The following is a 17,229-nucleotide window of genomic DNA, read 5'->3' on the forward strand; positions in this document are numbered from 1 at the left end:
GAGTCCTGCCATTTCCCCACGATGCACGGTGAACTGCCGTGCATCGCGGGGACTGTTGACCGCGGCGCGGTTCAGCGGCGGGCGCGGTTGACGGCTGAGACGACGGCCTTGAGCGAGGCGCTCACGATGTTGGCGTCGACACCGACACCCCAGCACACCTCGTCGCCCACCTCGCACTCGACATAGGCGGCCGCGGTGGCGTCGCCTCCCGCGCCGAGCGCGTGCTCGCTGTAGTCGAGGACCCGAACGTCAATGCCCACCTGACCGATCGCGTCGACGAACGCGGCAATCGGGCCGTTGCCCTCACCGGAGAGCGTGCGCCGCTCCCCCGCGACCAGGACGTCGACCGTCAACGCGTCGCGCCCGTTCGTCATCGTCGAACTGTGCACCGAGTCGAGCGCGAGATCCGTGCCAGGGTTGAGGTACTCCGCCTCGAAGATCCGCCAGATGTCCGCGGCCGGGACCTCACCACCTTCGGTGTCGGTGTGGTCCTGCACGATCCGGCTGAACTCGATCTGCAGCCGCCGCGGAAGGTCCAAGTGGTGCTCTGCCTTCATCACGTAGGCGACGCCGCCCTTGCCGGACTGGGAGTTGACCCGGATCACCGCTTCGTACGTACGACCGACGTCCTTCGGGTCGATCGGGAGGTACGGCGCCTCCCAGGCGAACTCCCGCACCGGCACCCCGGCAGCAACCGCCGCTCGCTCGTGCGCCTCCAGGCCCTTCTTGATCGCGTCCTGGTGCGAACCGGAGAACGCGGTGTAGACGAGATCGCCGGCGTACGGATGACGCGGGTGGACCGGTAGCTGGTTGCAGTACTCCACCGTGCGGCGGATCTCGTCGATGTCGGAGAAGTCGATCTGCGGGTCGATGCCCTGCGAGAAGAGGTTCAGCCCAAGTGTCACCAGGCAGACGTTGCCGGTGCGTTCGCCGTTGCCGAACAGACATCCCTCGATCCGGTCGGCACCGGCCATCACGGCCAGCTCGGCGTCGGCGATCGCCGTGCCCCGGTCGTTGTGGGTGTGGACCGACAGGCAGACGTGCTCGCGCCGGGACAGCTGCCGGCTCATCCACTCGATCTGGTCGGCGTAGACGTTGGGCGTCGACCGTTCGACCGTGCAGGGGTAGTTGAGGATGATCTCGCGGCCGGCTTCGGGCTGCCACATGTCCATGACGGCCTCGCTGACCTCGAGGGCGAAGTCGAGTTCGGTGTCGACGAAGATCTCCGGGCTGTACTCGTAGCCGAAGTCGGTGTCGGCGAGCAGTTGGTCGGCGTACTTCATCACCCACTCGGTGCCGTTGACCGCGAACGCCTTGCACTCCTCGCGGTCCACGCCGAAGACGACCCGGCGGAACAGCGGCGCCGTGGCGTTGTAGAGGTGGATCGTGCCGCGCTTGGCACCGACCAGGGACTGCGCGGTGCGTTCGATCAGTTCCTCGCGGGCCTGGGTGAGGACGGAGATCGTCACGTCGTCGGGGACCAGGTCCTCTTCGATCAGTTGGCGGCAGAAGTCGAAGTCGGTCTGGCTCGCCGACGGGAAGCCGACCTCGATCTCCTTGTAGCCCATCTTGACCAGCAGGTCGAACATCCGCCGCTTGCGGGCCGGGCTCATCGGGTCGATGAGTGCCTGGTTGCCGTCGCGGAGGTCGGTCGAGAGCCAGCGGGGTGCCCGGGTGATCCGGGCGTCGGGCCAGGTGCGGTCGGCCAGCTCGACGGGAGGGAACGCATGGTAGCGATGAAAGGGCATGGCGCTGGGACACTGACGGTTCGGCATCGGAAAGTCCTCGGGATCTTCGCTGGGTTCTCGCTGACGTGTCGGCGCGGCCAGGACGTCGAAGAACTCCGCGGCGAGGAGCCCGGCCTCTTAGAGGGCCCCGCCGCGGCAGCGAAGGAGGAGTCGCACATACCGCATGAGGTGACCCACCTTAGCGGGCGTTCCGGCGGACCGCGCAAGTGGCCTGGTCGATCGGCGGATTCGGGGTCGAAATCCCGTTGCTCTCCGGCCGCCTCTGGCCGCACCCTTGGCTGCTATGGATCTCCAGCGCCTTGACCCCCGTGACGACGCCGCCGTGGACGCCTCGATCGCTCTCGACGACGCCGTCCGGGCGGTCGACGAGCCGTGGAACCCGTCCTGGCCCCGTCGCTCGTACGTCGCGCACCTCACCCACGGTTGGGACGGCGAGCCCGGCGAAAAGTGGCTGCTCTGGGAAGCCGACCGGGTGATTGGCCACCTCTCGCTGCACCTGTCGTACCGCGAGAACCTCCACCGCGCCGGCGTCGGGATCGTGGTCCATCCGGACGAACGCCGCAAAGGGCACGGGACGCGCCTGCTCGACGAGGCATTGGAGCGTGTACGCAAGGCCGGCCGGAGGCTGGTGGGGACGGGCACTTTGGCGGATTCGGGGCATGCGGAGTTCGCCAGAACGATGGGTTTCAAGAACGTTCTGGTCGAGGTGCACCGGCGCCAGGACCTCCAGGCGATCGACCACGAGCGCGTCGCCGAGCTGCGCGAGAAGGCCCGCGAGGCCGCCCGTGACTACACACTGCTCCGGGTGACCGAGGCCATCCCGGACGATCTCCTCGACGCGGTGGCCGAGCTGACCGGAGCCATCAACGACGCGCCGACCGGCGACATGGAGGTCGACGACGACGTCTTCGACGGCGCCCGGATCCGTGCCTTCGAGGCCGGCCGCGCCGCGGAAGGCGTCCACATGTACCGCCTCATCGCCCGCCTCGGCACTGACGGCCCGCTGGCCGGTCACACCATCGTGGGCGTCCACCCGGACCTGCCCGAATGGGGCGGCCAGTACGACACCGCGGTGGCGCGGGCGCACCGGGGCCACCGGCTCGGCATGCTGCTCAAGGCGGAGATGATGGCGTGGCTCGCGGAGGCGGAGCCACAGGTGCGCTGGGTGGACACCTGGAACGCCGAGTCGAACTCCCACATGATCGGCGTCAACGAAGCCCTCGGCTACCGGATCGCCGCCCGCTACGACAGCTGGGAACGCGACGTCTGACCAGGCCGTTCCGCTCTGACCCGGCGGACGAGGTCCTCGGCGGCGCCGGCCCAGTGCGGGAAGTCGAAGGAGAACCCCGCGTCCCGTAGCCGACCTGGGACGACTCTGCGGCTCTTCAGCAACAGTTCGGTGTCGGTACGAATGACGAAGGCGCCGAGCTCGGCCATCCACCTGGTGGCCGGCAGGCCCAGCCGGGTTCCCCACGCCGAACGCAGGGCACGGATGAAGTCCCGATGCGGCAGAGGTTCGGGCGCGGCCAGGTTGACGGGTCCCGCGAGATCGTCGCGGCCAATCAGGAGGTCGACCGCGCGAACCATGTCCTGCTCATGGATCCATGAGACGTACTGTGCGCCGCCCGCGACGGGGCCGCCCAGACCCAGCCGAACCATCCGGAGCATGACGTCGAACACCCCACCTCGGTCCGGACTCATCACCATCGCAGTGCGTAACGCGACACTGCGGGTGTGCGGCGTGTCGGCCTGATCCTGCGTACGTTCCCACGCCTTGGCGATCTCGACGCTGAACGCCCAGTAGCCGGGGACGTCGGGTTCGGTTCCGCCGATGATGCCCGTCGCCTCGTCGTTCGGTGCGTCGAAGCGGTGGGCGTAGATCGTGGCGGTGCTCATCTGCAGCCACACACGGGGCGGCGTCGTCGCCTGCTCGATGGCCTCGCCCACCGCGCGCGTGGAGTCCACCCGTAAGTCCATCATCGCCCGGAGGTTGGACTCGGAGTAGCGACAGCTCACGCTGCGGCCAGCGAGGTTGATCACCGCGTCACAGCCGTCGAGTTCCTTGGTCCACGCTCCTTGCGTACGGCCGTCCCAGCTCTCGTGGCGGACGCCCGGCGCCAGTCCTCGGCCGTCGCCTCGGCTGAGAACCACGACCTGGTGGCCCGAGCGCACCAGCGCGCGGCTCAGGATGCGCCCGACCTGACCGGTGCCACCAGTAATCACGATCTTCACAGGCTCTCCTCACCGCGCGGTCCTTCGCCCGCACCGTCACCACGCCACGGTCAGAAGCCCAGGCGGCGGAGCTGTTTGGGGTCGCGCTGCCAGTCCTTCGCCACCTTCACGTGCAGGTCCAGATAGACCGGCGTTCCCAGCAGCGCCTCGATCTGGTGGCGTGCCCGGGTGCCGACGTCGACCAGCCGGCGGCCCTTCGTACCGATGACGATCGCCTTCTGGCTCGGCCGTTCGACATAGAGGTTGGCGTGAACGTCGAGCAGCGGCTTGTCGTCGGGTCGGTCCTCGCGCAGCCCCATCTCCTCCACGACCACCGCGATGGAGTGGGGAAGCTCGTCGCGTACGCCTTCCAACGCCGCCTCGCGAACCAGTTCCGCGACGAGAATCTCTTCGGGTTCGTCCGTCAGCTCCCCCTCGGGATAGAGCTGCGGACCAGCCGGAAGTTGGCTGATGAGGAGATCGGTGAGCAGGTTGATCTGGAACCCCGAGGTGGCCGACACGGGGACGATCTCGTCCCAGGTGATGCCGGTGTCGTCCGCCAGCTTCGAGACCGCGAGCAGCTGCTCGGACATCGCGGTCCGGTCCACCAGATCGGCCTTCGTGACGATGGCGACCGTCGGCCGCCGGCGGACCTTCGCGATCTCGCCGGCAAGGAACCGGTCACCTGGTCCGATGCGTTCGTTCGCCGGCAGGCACACACCGACGACATCGACCTCGCCGAGGGTGGTGAGGACGAGGGCGTTGAGCCGCTCCCCGAGCAGAGTACGTGGCCGGTGCAACCCAGGGGTGTCGACCAGCACGAGCTGCGCCTCGGGCCGGTTGACGATGCCGCGAACAGTGTGACGGGTCGTCTGTGGCCGGGCCGACGCGATCGCGACCTTGCGGCCGACGAGGGCGTTCGTCAAGGTCGACTTGCCGGTGTTGGGGCGTCCGACCAGGCACGCGAAACCGCTCCGGTACTCCTGCGTACTCTCGCTCACCCCGTTGATTCTCCCTTACGCCTTCGCGGCTGGAGCTCTGGCAGCAGGAGCTTCAGGTCGACCTCGGAGCTTCAGGTGGACGCGGACTCCGTGACCGAGCCGTCCGCACCCGCGAGAAGGATCGGGACGCCCTCGCCACCCAGGTCGCGAACCGCCGCGACATCCTCCGTGGCCACGGCGGCTTCCTCGGCCACGACAGCGGCGGCCTCCAGGCCCTCTGCGCCACTGGATACCGCCATGGCCACCGCGAGGCGCAGCGCGGAGAGCTGGAGTGACGACAGCGAGACCGTGGCCGCCGTGTAGGTGCGTCCGGTGGTGTCACGCACCGCGGCCCCCTGCGCACTCCCTGCCCGGGATCGGGTGGCCCGGGCGAGCGTCACGATCTTCGCGTCCTCGGGATCGAGCTCCTGACTGGTCACGGACCGATCCTAGAGGGGCGACCGAGAGCCTGTGGCCGGTGCAGGCCCGTCGGCATTCGGGATCCGTTCGTCCACCCGAAGGACTTCTAGGATCGTCCGCATGGGACGTGTTGCGGGCAAAGTGGCATTGGTGACCGGCGGCGGAGGCGGCATCGGGCAGGCGACTGCCCAACTGTTGTGGGAGGAGGGCGCATCGGTCTCGGTGGTCGACGTCGACGCCGGCGAGGCCGAGCGTGCGGCGCGCGAGATCGACGCCGGTGGTGACCGGATTCTCGCCCTCGGCGCCCGGCTGGACGAGGAGGCCGAGGCGCGACGGGCGGTGGACGAGACCGTAGGCAGGTTCGGCCGCCTCGACATCCTGGCCAATGTCGCCGGAGTCCGCGTCTACGGTCCCGTTACGGAGGCCGACACCGGCTCCTGGGACACCATTCTCAAGGGCAACCTGCTCCAGGTCGGCTACTGCTCGAAGTTCGCGGTGCCGGCGATGGTCACCTCCGGCGACGGCGGAAGCATCGTCAACGTCTCGTCCGCCAACGCCCTGCGTGGTCGCAGCGGGATGGCGCAGTACGACGCGACCAAGGCGGCCGTGCTCGCGCTCACCCGGTCGATGGCCCACGACCACGCGGCCGAGGGGATCCGGGTCAATGCCGTGTGCCCGGGCCCGACGCTCACGATGTTTCACGTCCGCAGGCGGGCGGCCTCGACCGGTGAGAGCCTGGACGAGGCGCGCGCGGCGCTTGCGGCCGGCACACCGACGTTGCTGAAGCGACAGGCCGATCCGCGTGAGATCGGCTACGCCATCGTGTTCCTCGGCAGCGACGAGGCGTCGTATGTCACCGGCGCGACTTTCATGGTCGACGGCGGCCTGTCGGCGTAGGAAGTGGAGGAACGACCGCTCGCGAAGGCCACCGCGCGCCGGTAGCGGATGCTGGCCCGCGGCCTCTCACATCCGCCACCGGTCGCGCGCCTCGTTGTCCGGCACGGAGCGGCACGTTCGGGCCGGCACGTGCGTCATGGCGCCGCGAGCGCCTCGGTCGGCGAGAGGCGCGCGGCCCGGATCGCCGGATAGACGCCGGCGAGTCCACCGATCGTCAGCGTGGCAAGGACTCCTCCTACCAGGACCCAGGTGGGCACCACGGCCGGCCATGCCTGGTAGAAGGCGTAGCCCACGGTGACGGCGACACCCAGGACCACACCGGCGATCCCGCCGAGCATCGACAGCAGCAGCGACTCGGCGAGGAACTGCGTACGGATCTGTCCCCGCGTGGCACCGAGAGCCCGCCGTAGCCCGATCTCGGCTCGGCGTTCCAGGACCGAGATCACCATGGTGTTGGCGACCCCGACCCCACCGACGAGCAGCGCCACCGCCCCGAGACCGAGCAGCAGACCGGTGAACGCATCGCCGGCCGCACGCTGGGCGACAAGGGCGTCGGACGGGCGTGAGACGTCCACCTCGTTCGGTGCCGCGGGATTCGCGGTGGCCGCGAGGACCGCCTGCACCGCTTCCACCTGACTGTCGTCGGACCGGGTGTAGACCGTGGTGGGATAGCCGTCGAAGCCCAGATAGGTGTCCGCCGCCTCCCAGCCGATCAGCGCGGCCGAGTCGAGCTCCGACGCCAGCGGCGCCGGGTCCAGGATGCCCACGACGGTGAACCACTCACCACCGACCAGGATCCGCACGTCCGGTCCGGCATGGCCGATACCGAGCCGCTCGGCCGCGGCCGATCCCAGAACCACGGCGGGATACCGTCCCGTCGCGGCGTTGAGCCAGGTCCCGGTGCGGACCTGTGCACCGACGGTGTCCGGGAGGTCCAGCCGGACGGCGTAGGTCGCAAGACCTCCGGTCTGCACCTCCGGGATCAGGTCAGAGCGGTAGACCTTGGCGTCGCCGAGCCGACCGACCGCCGACGTGGACGTGACCGGGCCGATGCGGTCGATCATCGACTCGGCCTCGGTCGGTAGGGTCGCGTCCTGCCCGAACATGGTCTGCCCGGGCGAGACGGTGAGCAGGTTCGTGCCCAACGCCGCGAGCTGGCGGTCCAGATCGGCCTGCGACGACGTGGAGATCCCCACCACGGAGACCATGGCCGCGATGCCGATGGCGATTCCCAAGGCGGAGAGGAACACCCGCAAGGGGCGCGACCGCAGGCCGGCCCCGCCGACCCGGACGACGTCGCCCGGGCGCAGGCGGGCCGGCGTGAGGCGAGGCGGCGCCGTCTCAGCGCGGGCTTCGGTGAGCATCGCCATCACCACACCCCCGATCCGGTCGGGACGCCGTTGCCGCCCGGCGCTCCGCTGGCTCCGGATGCCCCCGACGCGCCGGGGGCTCCGGATGGCCCCGACACGCCGGTGGGTGGCCGCCTCCCGATGGTGTCGGCGATCACGCGGCCGTCGCGCATGCTCACATGCCGGGGCAGGCTCGAGGCGATCTCCCGATCGTGGGTGATCACCACCACGGTCGTACCGGCGGCGTTGAGGTCGCGCAACAGCGTCATCACCGCCGCCCCGGAAGCCGAGTCGAGGTTGCCGGTCGGCTCGTCCGCGAGCAGCAACGGCGGGTCCCCGACCACGGCCCGGGCGATCGCCACCCGCTGCCGCTCCCCACCTGACAGCTCGTGCGGCTCGTGGTCCAGCCGGTGCGCCAGCCCGACACGGTCCAGTGCCGCTGTGGCGCGACGGCGCCGCTCCCGTCGCCCGACTCCGGCGTACAGCAGTCCGTCGGCCACGTTGTCCAGCGCCGGGACTCCCGCGGCGAGGTGGAACTGCTGGAACACGAAGCCCACCTGCCGCGCCCTCAGTGCGGACAGGTCCCGGTCGGGCAACCTGGCCACGTCGCGGCCGTCGAGCGCGACGGACCCCGACGTCGGCCGGTCGAGAGTGCCCAGGACGTTCAGCATCGTGGACTTGCCCGATCCGGAGGGGCCGACGATCGCTACCAGCTCCCCCGTGCCGATCCGCAGCGAGACACCGGCCAGGGCGTGGACGTCGCCGGAATAGTGCTTGGTCACGTCGACGAGCTCGATCACTTCGGCACCCCCACCCGGGTGCCCTCGTCGATGCCCGCGCCGTCGATCTCCACCCGTCCGTCGGAGAACAGCCCGGTCGTCACCGGTACGTAGCGGCTGGTGGATCCCGTCACGACCTCGATGCCGTAGCCACCCTCGGCGAGGGCGACCAGAGCGGTGACCGGCACCGTCAATACGTCCTTGCGTTCGGACGCGGTGAACACCACGTCGACCGCTGCGGCCGTGAGGTCCCCGGTGGCCTTCTGATCCTCGAGCGAGATGACGGCCTCGAGCTTCGTCTCGGGATCGCTGTTCTGGTCGGCGGCGGGCTCGATCACCGTCGTCACCTGGTCGATCGTCCCGGCCACCTTCGTACCGTCGGGCAGTTCTACGCTCACCTCGGCACCCTTCGTCACCAACGATTGGTCGGACAGCTCCAGGTCGGCGGTCACGAGACTCGCGGTTCCGGTGTAGTCCAGGACCGCGAGTCCCGGGCCCGCCGGCTCGCCGCGCCCCACCTTGACGGTGTCCACCCGGACCGCTCCGTCGGCGAAGACGACACGGCCCAGGTCGACCCGGCCGGTCTCTGTCAGGCCGAGGTCCTCCTGCCACTCCTCGACCGCGTCCGCGGTGTTGTCGGTGTAGTCCTCGTCAACGGAGAATCCCTTGTAGCCAAGGGCTTTGAGGTTGCGCTCCAGCTGTTTGACGTCCGCGCCCTCGCTTCCCGGACCGAGCGTTCGGTACGCCGGCAGCTCGCCGTACATCAACACGACCGGCTGGTCGTCCACCTTGTACAACGCCCGACCGCGGGCGATCTCCTGCCCACTGTCGGGCAGCGCCGTCACCGTGCCCTGAACGCGGTTCGTCAGCGTGCTGCTGGGACCGAAGCCGAGGTCGCCGTCGACGGATTCGGTGCTCTGCATGGTCTGCCTGGTGACCTGCGTGGTGGCCGGCGGCAGGGTGGAGGCTGCTGCCTCCGCGGTGCCGCCATCCGAGCCCGAACCGGACCCGCCGAGGCCGAGCCAGCCACTGCCGAAAGCGCCTGCGCCGAAATCTCCGAGGCCGAACTCGCGGGCCACGATCCCGCCAGCGGCGGAGACAACCACACCCGTGACGGCCACCGCGGCGACGACGCCCGCCACCTTTCGCCCGCGGCCACGGCGCCGGCCACGCGGCTGCGGCGTCTGCGGGCTCCGCGGTGTCTGTGGGCTCTGCGGTGTCTGCGGTGTCTGTGGGCTCTGCGGTGCCTGGGGCCCCTGCGTCGCGGCGTCCCTTGCCGTCGTGCCGCTCACTGGGAACCACCTGGCGCTCCCGTACGGTTCGGCAGGAACTTCTCGCCACAGGCCTCCTGCGCGGCCTTGAAGTCAGGATCGCCGGCGATCGACTTGTCCAGCATCATCCTGCCGCCGTCGGGGTCGGGGAAGTCCGGTACGCCGTTGTCCCGCATGCACTGCGCGAACTTGCGCATGTTCTCCGCCATCTTCGGGTCCTGCCGCGGACCGTCCTTGCCGAACGGGGCGAACTTCTGGCACGCCTGCTGGGCCTGCTCGACCGTCTCGCGGTCGACATCGTCGCCGTTGACGCGGATCTGCACCCGCCCGCTCGAATCCGGGTCGTCCATCGGGACGCCGTTCTCACGCATGCACTGGGCGAACTTCAGCGCCTTTTCCTCCCGCTCCTCCTGGCTCATCCCGGCTGCGTCCTCGCCGCTGGCGCCACCGGGGTCGTCCGCTCCCGCATCCGCGGCACCGTCGTCGGCGGAGGCGACGCGAGCGGTGTCATCGCCCGAGCCACCCCCAGTGCCGGCACAGCCGGCCACGACCAGCAGCAGAAGCAGCACGATCACCGCTCCCAGCGCGGGTCGCTCAGGCACTCGACCTCGCATGATCACTCCCCTCGTCCGTACGGCCAGCGGATTGCCGGCCCCATTGGACGGCCAGTCCACTCCGACGGCGGTTTCCGCGGCGTTTCCGGACCCGTTAACGGCGAGGAAATACCGGGTGAGTCACCATCGAGTCGGGCCAGGCGGGCCGCAGGGGCGGCATCATGGGCAAGGAACGCGGACAAAAGGGGCGACGATGCGGGTACTGGTGGTGGAGGACGAACGCCTGCTCGCGGAGGCGATCGCGGAGTGGCTCCGCGGTGACGCCCACGCCGTCGACGTGGCACTCGACGGCGATGCGGCGCTGGAGCGGCTCGCCGTCCACGACTATGACGTGGTGGTCCTCGACCGGGACCTGCCGATCGTCCACGGCGACGACGTGTGCCGGACCCTCGTGGAGTCCGACGCGAGCGCGCGGGTCCTCATGCTCACCGCCGCCGCCGAGATCGGCGACCGCGTGGCCGGGCTGACGCTCGGCGCCGACGACTATCTTTCCAAGCCGTTCGCGTTCCCCGAACTGGCCGCCCGCGTGCTCGCCCTCGGCAGGCGTACCCGCCCGGCGGCTCCCCCGCTGCTGCAACGCGCCGGCATCGCCCTTGACCCGGCACGCCGACAGGTGTTCCGGGACGGACGCTACCTCTCATTGTCGAGGAAGGAGTTCGGTGTCCTCGCCGAGCTTCTTCGCGCCGACGGAGCCGTGGTCTCCGCCGAGGACCTGCTGGAGAAGGTGTGGGACGAACACGCCGACCCCTTCACCTCCGCCGTACGCATCACAGTCCTCAAGCTCCGCCGCAAGCTCGGCAACCCACCTGTGGTCGAGACCGTCGCCGGAGTGGGGTACCGGATCCCATGACAGACCCCCACAGCCTCGCTCGCTCGGCCACGCCACGCGCGGACGCCCCACGCCCAGCCGGGCGTCGGCGCTGGCTGCGCCCGACACTCCGGCTGCGGCTGACGCTGCTCTACGGCGGCCTCTTCTTCGCCGCTGGACTCGTCCTGCTGGCCGTGACCTACGTTCTCGTCAGCCAGCGGATGCCGGAGGCGACGGGTCTCTTCACCGCTCGCGTCACCGGTCCGGGGACTCGACTGCCGGACGAGGCGTTCATCCGGACCAGTGAGGGCGACCTGCTCACCGCGAGCGAAGCCTCGCGCTACGTCGCGACCAAGCAGGCCGAACTCCGGCGCGCCACGCTGACGTCGCTGCTCACGCAGGGGGCGATCGCGCTCGGCCTGGTCGGCTCCGCCGCCGCCGGGTTCGGCTGGTTGATCGCCGGAAGGGTCCTCGCGCCGCTGCACCGGGTCACCGAGACCGCCCGGCGGATCGCCGACGCCAAGGCAGCCGACCGGAGCCTGCACGAACGCATCGCCCTCCGCGGCGCGGACGACGAGGTGAAGGAGCTCGCCGACACCTTCGACACCATGGTCGAACGCCTTGACAAGTCCTTCGACGGGCAGCGGCACTTCGTCGCGAACGCCTCCCACGAGCTGCGGACACCTCTGACCCTCAACCGTGCCCTCGTCGAGGTGGCAATGCACCGCAAGAACGCCTCGCCCGACGTCCAACAGCTCGGCGAGACCCTCCTGGAGATCAACACCCGGCACGAGCGGCTCATCAACGGGCTCCTGCTGCTCGCGCGCTCCGAGAACGACGTCGTCGAACGGACCCCCGTCGATCTCGCCGACGTGGTGATCCACGTGACAGCGCACGCGAGCGGCGCCGCGCGCGAGCAGGGCATCGTCCTGCGCGACAAAGCAGCCGAAGCTCCCACGGCCGGCGACCCGGTGCTGCTCGAACGCCTCGTCCAGAATCTCGTCGACAACGGGATCCGACACAACCTCAGCGAGGGGGGATTCGTCGACGTCGCCAGCCGGCGGCACCCCGACGGCTGGGTCGAGGTCGTGGTCAGCAACAGCGGCGACGTCATCCCGCCGTACGACATCCCCCAGCTGTTCGAACCGTTTCGCAGGCTCGGAACCGACCGCCTCGTCACCGCCAAAGGGGCCGGCCTCGGGCTCTCCATCGTCCGATCCATCGCCCACGCGCACGGCGGTGACGTCGTCGCTCGACCACGGCCCGATGGTGGTCTCGTCGTCACCGTCGCGCTCCCTGGCGCTCCGGAGGTCGAGCCGGCCTGACCTGCCGGCGAAGTCGTACGCCTGTCGTCAGGTGGCCTCCGACCGCTCGGCGGCGGCCGCGCGTTCGGATTCGTCGACCCGGGTGACGAGGATCGTCGGGATGCGGTTACGCCGACCCACCGGCCCCTCGGCGAGCAGACGGAGGCCGTCGACGGTCACCTTGGCGCCCGGGATGGGCACCTTGTCGAGGTGCTTGGCCATCAGGCCGCCCACGCTGTCGACGTCCTCGTCGTCCAGCTCCAGGTCGAACAGCTCCCCCAGCTCGTGGATCGGTAGCCTCGAGCTGACCCGCACCGCGCCGCTGCCCAGGCGCTCCACCGCGCGCGGCTCGACGTCGTACTCGTCGGTGATCTCGCCGACGATCTCCTCGAGGATGTCCTCGATCGTCACCAGCCCCGCCGTGCCGCCGTACTCGTCCAGCACGATGGACAGGTGCGTCCGCTGCTGCTGCATCTCGCGGAGCAGCCCGTCGACCGGCTTCGAATCAGGAACGAACGCCGGCGGCCGCATCACCTGCTCCACGCGTTCGGTGGTTTCGGCCTGGCGGTTGTCGTAGACCCGTTGGGTCACGTCCTTGAGGTAGGCCACCCCCACGATGTCGTCGAGGTTCTCCCCGATCACCGGGATCCGTGAGAAACCGCTGCGCAGCGCCAGGGACATCAGCTGGCGCAGGGTCTTGTGGCGTTCGATGACGACGATGTCGGTCCGGGGCACCATCACCTCGCGGACGATCGTGTCGCCCAGCTCGAACACCGAGTGGATCATCTCCCGCTCGCCCGACTCGATCACCCGGCTGGCCTCGGCGATGTCGACCAGTTCGCGGAGCTCGGCCTCGGTGGCGAACGGCCCCTCACGAAAGCCCTTCCCCGGTGTGAGCGCGTTACCGAGCAGGATCAGGAGCTTCGGCAGCGGCCCCAGCACCCGCGTCAGCCCGATCAGCAACGCCGAGGTGACCAGGGCGACCCGGTTGGCGTGCTGGCGGCCGAGCGTGCGTGGTGCGACGCCGACGACGACGTACGACACGACGATCATCACGCCGGCCGCCGTCAGAACCGCCGCCCACGTCGGTTGGACCATGCCGATGACCACCTCTGCCACGAGGATCGTCGCGGTCAGCTCACAGGCGAGGCGGAGGAACAGTGCGGTGTTGAGGTAGGGCGCGCTGTCCTCCACAAGCATGCGGACGCGCTCACCGCCCCGCCGCCCGGCCGCGACGAGACCGTCGGCACGTGACTTGGAGAACGTCGAGAGGGCGGCCTCGGCAGCGGCCAGGACGCCCGCGACGAAGACCAGGACGGCCGCGAGGACGAGAAGAACCGTGTCGCCACCCATCAGCGCCGCCGTCGTTCCGGCTCACAGTCCATCAGCGGTCACCATCCATCAGCGCAACCGTCCATCAGCGCAACCGTTCATCGGGCCTCACGTCCAGGGGCGCGATCGTCCATCAGCGGCCCGCCCCCTGCCGCAGTGGCTGCCACTCGCCGAGCAACCGCGCCTGCAACGCGAACATCTCCCGATGCTCCTCCGGCTCGCCGTGGTCATAGCCGAGCAGGTGCAGGATGCCGTGCACCGTGAGCAGGTGGAGCTCATCCTCTCGCGAGTGTCCGGCGTCCTTGGCCTGCCGGTCGGCCACCTGCGGACAGAGGACGACATCCCCGAGCAGGCCCTGCGGCGGATCCTCGCCCTCTCGGCCCGGACGGAGCTCGTCCATCGGGAACGCCAGCACGTCGGTCGGGCCCGGCTCGTCCATCCAGCGCAGGTGATGCTCGGCCATCGTCTTCTCGTCGACGAGGACGACCGACAGCTCGGCCTGGGGGTGCACCCGCATCCGGTCGAGGGCGAACCGGGCCAGCCGGGCGAGCTCGCGTTCGTTGACGTCGATGCCGGATTCGTTGGCGATGTCGATGCTCATGGAAGGTTCACGCAAATGCCTCGATGATGTCGATCTCAGGTGGGAAAGAGACGGCTGACGGGCCCGTACGGTTTCCTCCGGTCGTCAGGTCGTCGCCTCAGCTCGCGTTCGTCGGCTGGGTTCGTCAGCACGGGTCCGTCCAGGTCCCCTCAGGGCCGCAGAGGTCCGGGCTTCCGCCGGCGTACGTCGACCGGACGGGCGGCGGTGTCGGACTCGCTCCGCCCTTCGTAGGCGTCGTAGGCCGCGACGATCCGTCCGACCAGCTTGTGGCGTACGACATCCTGGCTGGTCAACGAGCAGAAGTGCACATCGTCGAGACCGGTCAGGATCTCCCGCACCACCTTCAGTCCGGAGTAGGTGCCGCCACCCGGCAGGTCGATCTGGGTGATGTCGCCGGTGACGACCATCTTCGATCCGAACCCGAGCCGGGTGAGGAACATCTTCATCTGCTCCGGCGAGGTGTTCTGCGCCTCGTCGAGGATGATGAACGCGTCATTCAGGGTGCGCCCACGCATGTACGCCAGGGGCGCGACCTCGATCGTCCCGGCCGTGAGCAGCCGCGGGATCGAGTCGGGGTCGATCATGTCGTGCAGCGCGTCGTAGAGCGGCCGGAGGTACGGGTCGATCTTCTCCGACAGGGTGCCTGGGAGGAACCCGAGCCGCTCCCCCGCCTCGACCGCCGGGCGGGTGAGGATGATCCGGTTGACCTGCTTGGCCTGCAGCGCCTGGACCGCCTTCGCCATCGCGAGGTAGGTCTTGCCGGTTCCGGCCGGACCGACCGAGAACACCACGGTGTGCTCGTCGATCGCGTCGACGTAGTGCTTCTGGCCGAGCGTCTTCGGCCGGATCGTCTTGCCGCGGTTGGACAGAATGTTGAGCGTCAGGACGTCGGCCGGACGTTCGGACTCGCGGGCCCGGAGCATCGCGATGCTGCGTTCGACCGCGTCGGAGGTGAGGCCGTGGCCGGAGCGGACGACGGCCACCAGCTCGTCGAACAGCTGCTCGACGAGGATCCGCTCGTCAGGCTCCGCGACCACGGTGATCTCGTTGCCGCGGACGTGGATCTCGGCGTCGAACTCCTTCTCAGCGACCCGGAGGAACTCATCACGCGGCCCGAGCAGGCTCACCATGGAGATGCTCGACGGTACGACGATCTTGGTCTGTGACGGGGTGATCTTGCCCATGGGCGGCCTTGGTCGGCCCTCTCCTCCGTAGTCCCAACGTGCTGACACCCGGCTCCTGGCCGGTGAATCGACAGTCATGGTAGCCCGCGCGGGACCGGATGCGGACGGGTATTTCTTCCGTACTTTCCCGATCCGGGGCGATCCGACGCGATCTTCCGCCGCCAACGGCCCGGGCCCCCGCCGCCGACGGGCGCTCTTCTAGCCCAGCTGACCAGCCATCTGCCGTCCCCCGAGAACGTGGGCGTGGCAGTGCGCGACCCCCTGACCACCCTGCTCGCCGGTGTTGAGGGCGATCCGGTAGCCGTCGTCGGCGATCCCCTCGTCCCTGGCGACCGCCACACACTCCTCGAGCAGCAGCCGGAGCAGGTGGGGAGCGGCGGCCACGACTTCGGCCACGTCGGCGTAGTGGTCCTTGGGAACGACCAGTACGTGGACGGGTGCCTGGGGGCTCACGTCGCGGAAGGCGAGGGTCCGGTCGGTCTCACGGACCTGTGCCGACGGGATCGTGCCGGCGACGATGCCGCAGAACACACAGTCGGCTGATCGTTGTGCCACGGCGGTTCAGACACCCCTGTCGTTGAAGGCGTCCCGGATCCGCGAGAAGACGCCTCGACGTTCGGACGAGAACTGGCCGGTCGCCTTCTCCTCGTCCCGTAGCCTGGCGAGCTCGGTGAGCAGGTCTCGCTGTGCCGCGTCGAGCTTCGTCGGCGTCTCCACGACGACGTGGACGACCAGGTCACCGCGATGCGAACCGGACAGATGAGGTACGCCTCGACCGGTGACGACCAGGCGCTGCCCGGACTGCGTGCCAGGCTTGACGTCGACCTCGACGGTGTCGTTGTCGAGCGTCTCCAGCGAGATCGTCGTGCCGAGCGCCGCGGCCGTCATGGGCAGCGTCACCGAGCAGTGCAGGTCGGCGGCGCGCCGGGTCCACACCTCGTGCGGGGCGACCTGGATCTCGACATACAGGTCGCCGGCGGGACCGCCGCCGGGGCCCACCTCACCCTGGCCGGCCAGCTGGATCCGGGTGCCGTCGTCGACGCCGGCGGGGATCCGGACGGCGAGGGTACGCCGGGACAGCACCCGGCCCTCCCCCGCGCACTCAGGGCACGGGGTGGGGATGATCGTGCCGAACCCCTGGCAGCGGGGGCACGGCCGGCTCGTCATGACCTGGCCGAGGAAGGACCGTTGGACGGAGCTGATCTCACCGCGACCCTCGCAGACCGAGCAGCTGGTGGGTGTCGTGCCTGGGGCAGCGCCCCTGCCCGAACAGCTCCCGCAGACGACGGCCGTGTCGACCTGGACCTCCTTGACGGCGCCGTACACCGCCTCGGCCAGATCGACCGAGAGGCGCAGGAGCGCGTCCTGGCCACGGCGGGTCCGGGGTCGCGGCCCGCGGGCGGTCGTGCCGCCGAAGAACGCGTCCATGATGTCGGTGAACGAGAAACCCTGCCCGAATCCCGCACCTTGTCCAGCCGCACCGAGCGGATCGCCCCCCAGGTCGTAGACCTCACGCTTCTTCGGGTCCGACAGGACCTCGTAGGCGCGGGTGACCTCCTTGAAACGCTCGTGGGTCTCCGGATCCGGGTTGACGTCAGGGTGCAGGGTGCGCGCCAGCCGGCGGTAGGCCTTCTTGATCTCCTCCGCGGACGCGTCGCGCCCGACTCCGAGGAGTTCGTAATAGTCCTGGCTCATGCTGTGGGTGGCCTCTTGCACTGACTCATTCCCTTG

Annotated in this window: 17 protein-coding genes; 4 read left to right on the forward strand and 13 right to left on the reverse strand. The window is 69.6% G+C overall.

Annotated elements, in window-relative coordinates:
* Positions 1–71 precede the first annotated feature (71 nt).
* Positions 72–1,748, reverse strand: a complete 1,677-nt coding sequence (gene leuA, locus ABN028_RS04595; RefSeq protein WP_349695733.1) for a 2-isopropylmalate synthase — start codon at positions 1,746–1,748, stop codon at positions 72–74.
* A gap of 283 nt (positions 1,749–2,031) precedes the next feature.
* Between leuA and ABN028_RS04600 the strand changes: the two genes are divergently transcribed.
* Positions 2,032–3,018 (forward strand): GNAT family N-acetyltransferase, encoded by a 987-nt coding sequence (locus ABN028_RS04600; protein ID WP_349695734.1) that lies wholly within the window; start codon positions 2,032–2,034, stop codon positions 3,016–3,018.
* Here the strand turns inward: ABN028_RS04600 and ABN028_RS04605 are convergent.
* From ABN028_RS04605 to ABN028_RS04615, 3 genes are all read right to left on the reverse strand, one after another.
* Complete coding sequence (locus ABN028_RS04605; RefSeq protein WP_349695735.1) at positions 2,991–3,980, reverse strand: TIGR01777 family oxidoreductase; 990 nt, start codon at positions 3,978–3,980, stop codon at positions 2,991–2,993. The genes ABN028_RS04600 and ABN028_RS04605 overlap by 28 nt on opposite strands.
* A 50-nt stretch (positions 3,981–4,030) precedes the next feature.
* The gene (gene era / locus ABN028_RS04610; protein WP_349327758.1) at positions 4,031–4,969 is read right to left on the reverse strand and encodes a GTPase Era; all 939 of its coding nucleotides are present in this window, start codon (positions 4,967–4,969) and stop codon (positions 4,031–4,033) included.
* A 62-nt stretch (positions 4,970–5,031) separates the two neighbouring features.
* Positions 5,032–5,379 carry a cytidine deaminase-like protein gene (locus ABN028_RS04615; protein ID WP_349695736.1) on the reverse strand — a complete coding sequence of 116 codons (348 nt, stop codon included), beginning with the start codon at positions 5,377–5,379 and terminating at the stop codon, positions 5,032–5,034.
* A 100-nt stretch (positions 5,380–5,479) separates the two neighbouring features.
* On the opposite strand from ABN028_RS04615, the gene ABN028_RS04620 reads away from it, so the two are divergent.
* The gene (locus ABN028_RS04620; protein WP_349695737.1) at positions 5,480–6,256 is read left to right on the forward strand and encodes an SDR family NAD(P)-dependent oxidoreductase; all 777 of its coding nucleotides are present in this window, start codon (positions 5,480–5,482) and stop codon (positions 6,254–6,256) included.
* Between the two features lie 134 nt (positions 6,257–6,390).
* Here ABN028_RS04620 and ABN028_RS04625 read toward each other — a convergent pair whose 3' ends face one another.
* The 4 genes from ABN028_RS04625 to ABN028_RS04640 are packed head-to-tail and all read right to left on the reverse strand — an operon-like array spanning position 6,391 to position 10,269.
* On the reverse strand, positions 6,391–7,626 hold the full coding sequence (locus ABN028_RS04625; RefSeq protein WP_349695738.1) for an ABC transporter permease: 1,236 nt from the start codon (positions 7,624–7,626) through the stop codon (positions 6,391–6,393).
* Entirely contained in the window at positions 7,626–8,405 is a 780-nt protein-coding gene (locus tag ABN028_RS04630; RefSeq protein WP_349695739.1) for an ABC transporter ATP-binding protein, read from the reverse strand. Before ABN028_RS04630 ends, ABN028_RS04625 begins: the two co-directional genes overlap by 1 nt.
* Complete coding sequence (locus ABN028_RS04635; protein ID WP_349695740.1) at positions 8,402–9,676, reverse strand: peptidoglycan-binding protein; 1,275 nt, start codon at positions 9,674–9,676, stop codon at positions 8,402–8,404. The genes ABN028_RS04630 and ABN028_RS04635 overlap by 4 nt, the downstream gene beginning before the upstream one ends.
* A complete protein-coding gene (locus ABN028_RS04640) occupies positions 9,673–10,269 on the reverse strand; it encodes a hypothetical protein (RefSeq protein WP_349327648.1) in 597 nt (198 codons plus the stop codon). Before ABN028_RS04640 ends, ABN028_RS04635 begins: the two co-directional genes overlap by 4 nt.
* A gap of 193 nt (positions 10,270–10,462) precedes the next feature.
* On the opposite strand from ABN028_RS04640, the gene ABN028_RS04645 reads away from it, so the two are divergent.
* Together ABN028_RS04645 and ABN028_RS04650 are read left to right on the forward strand one after the other, a co-directional pair.
* Positions 10,463–11,119 (forward strand): response regulator transcription factor, encoded by a 657-nt coding sequence (locus tag ABN028_RS04645; RefSeq protein WP_349327646.1) that lies wholly within the window; start codon positions 10,463–10,465, stop codon positions 11,117–11,119.
* Positions 11,116–12,402 (forward strand): sensor histidine kinase, encoded by a 1,287-nt coding sequence (locus tag ABN028_RS04650; protein WP_349327644.1) that lies wholly within the window; start codon positions 11,116–11,118, stop codon positions 12,400–12,402. Before ABN028_RS04645 ends, ABN028_RS04650 begins: the two co-directional genes overlap by 4 nt.
* A 27-nt stretch (positions 12,403–12,429) precedes the next feature.
* On the opposite strand, the gene ABN028_RS04655 is transcribed toward ABN028_RS04650, so the two are convergent.
* The 5 genes from ABN028_RS04655 to dnaJ form a co-directional block, all read right to left on the reverse strand.
* Entirely contained in the window at positions 12,430–13,734 is a 1,305-nt protein-coding gene (locus tag ABN028_RS04655; RefSeq protein WP_502877567.1) for a hemolysin family protein, read from the reverse strand.
* Positions 13,735–13,846: 112 nt separating this feature from the next.
* The gene (gene ybeY, locus ABN028_RS04660) at positions 13,847–14,314 is read right to left on the reverse strand and encodes an rRNA maturation RNase YbeY (protein WP_349327642.1); all 468 of its coding nucleotides are present in this window, start codon (positions 14,312–14,314) and stop codon (positions 13,847–13,849) included.
* Positions 14,315–14,463: 149 nt separating this feature from the next.
* Positions 14,464–15,498 carry a PhoH family protein gene (locus ABN028_RS04665; RefSeq protein WP_349327640.1) on the reverse strand — a complete coding sequence of 345 codons (1,035 nt, stop codon included), beginning with the start codon at positions 15,496–15,498 and terminating at the stop codon, positions 14,464–14,466.
* 198 nt (positions 15,499–15,696) lie between these two features.
* Positions 15,697–16,053, reverse strand: a complete 357-nt coding sequence (locus ABN028_RS04670) for an HIT domain-containing protein (protein ID WP_349695741.1) — start codon at positions 16,051–16,053, stop codon at positions 15,697–15,699.
* Between the two features lie 6 nt (positions 16,054–16,059).
* Complete coding sequence (gene dnaJ, locus ABN028_RS04675) at positions 16,060–17,193, reverse strand: molecular chaperone DnaJ (RefSeq protein WP_349327637.1); 1,134 nt, start codon at positions 17,191–17,193, stop codon at positions 16,060–16,062.
* Positions 17,194–17,229: the final 36 nt, after the last annotated feature.

It is taken from the genome of Actinopolymorpha sp. B17G11, from assembly GCF_040196095.1.
In the GTDB taxonomy this organism is placed as follows: Bacteria; Actinomycetota; Actinomycetes; order Propionibacteriales; family Actinopolymorphaceae; genus Thermasporomyces.

What these genes read in the sequence shown, in the direction of transcription:
- leuA (WP_349695733.1), bottom strand. Translation starts at nt 1,748, where the DNA reads ATGCCCTTTCATCGCTACCATGCGTTCCCTCCCGTCGAGCTGGCCGAC.
- ABN028_RS04600 (WP_349695734.1), top strand. Translation starts at nt 2,032, where the DNA reads ATGGATCTCCAGCGCCTTGACCCCCGTGACGACGCCGCCGTGGACGCC.
- ABN028_RS04620 (WP_349695737.1), top strand. Translation starts at nt 5,480, where the DNA reads ATGGGACGTGTTGCGGGCAAAGTGGCATTGGTGACCGGCGGCGGAGGC.
- ABN028_RS04625 (WP_349695738.1), bottom strand. Translation starts at nt 7,626, where the DNA reads ATGGCGATGCTCACCGAAGCCCGCGCTGAGACGGCGCCGCCTCGCCTC.
- ABN028_RS04640 (WP_349327648.1), bottom strand. Translation starts at nt 10,269, where the DNA reads ATGCGAGGTCGAGTGCCTGAGCGACCCGCGCTGGGAGCGGTGATCGTG.
- ABN028_RS04645 (WP_349327646.1), top strand. Translation starts at nt 10,463, where the DNA reads ATGCGGGTACTGGTGGTGGAGGACGAACGCCTGCTCGCGGAGGCGATC.
- ABN028_RS04650 (WP_349327644.1), top strand. Translation starts at nt 11,116, where the DNA reads ATGACAGACCCCCACAGCCTCGCTCGCTCGGCCACGCCACGCGCGGAC.
- ABN028_RS04655 (WP_502877567.1), bottom strand. Translation starts at nt 13,734, where the DNA reads ATGGGTGGCGACACGGTTCTTCTCGTCCTCGCGGCCGTCCTGGTCTTC.
- ybeY (WP_349327642.1), bottom strand. Translation starts at nt 14,314, where the DNA reads ATGAGCATCGACATCGCCAACGAATCCGGCATCGACGTCAACGAACGC.
- ABN028_RS04665 (WP_349327640.1), bottom strand. Translation starts at nt 15,498, where the DNA reads ATGGGCAAGATCACCCCGTCACAGACCAAGATCGTCGTACCGTCGAGC.
- dnaJ (WP_349327637.1), bottom strand. Translation starts at nt 17,193, where the DNA reads ATGAGCCAGGACTATTACGAACTCCTCGGAGTCGGGCGCGACGCGTCC.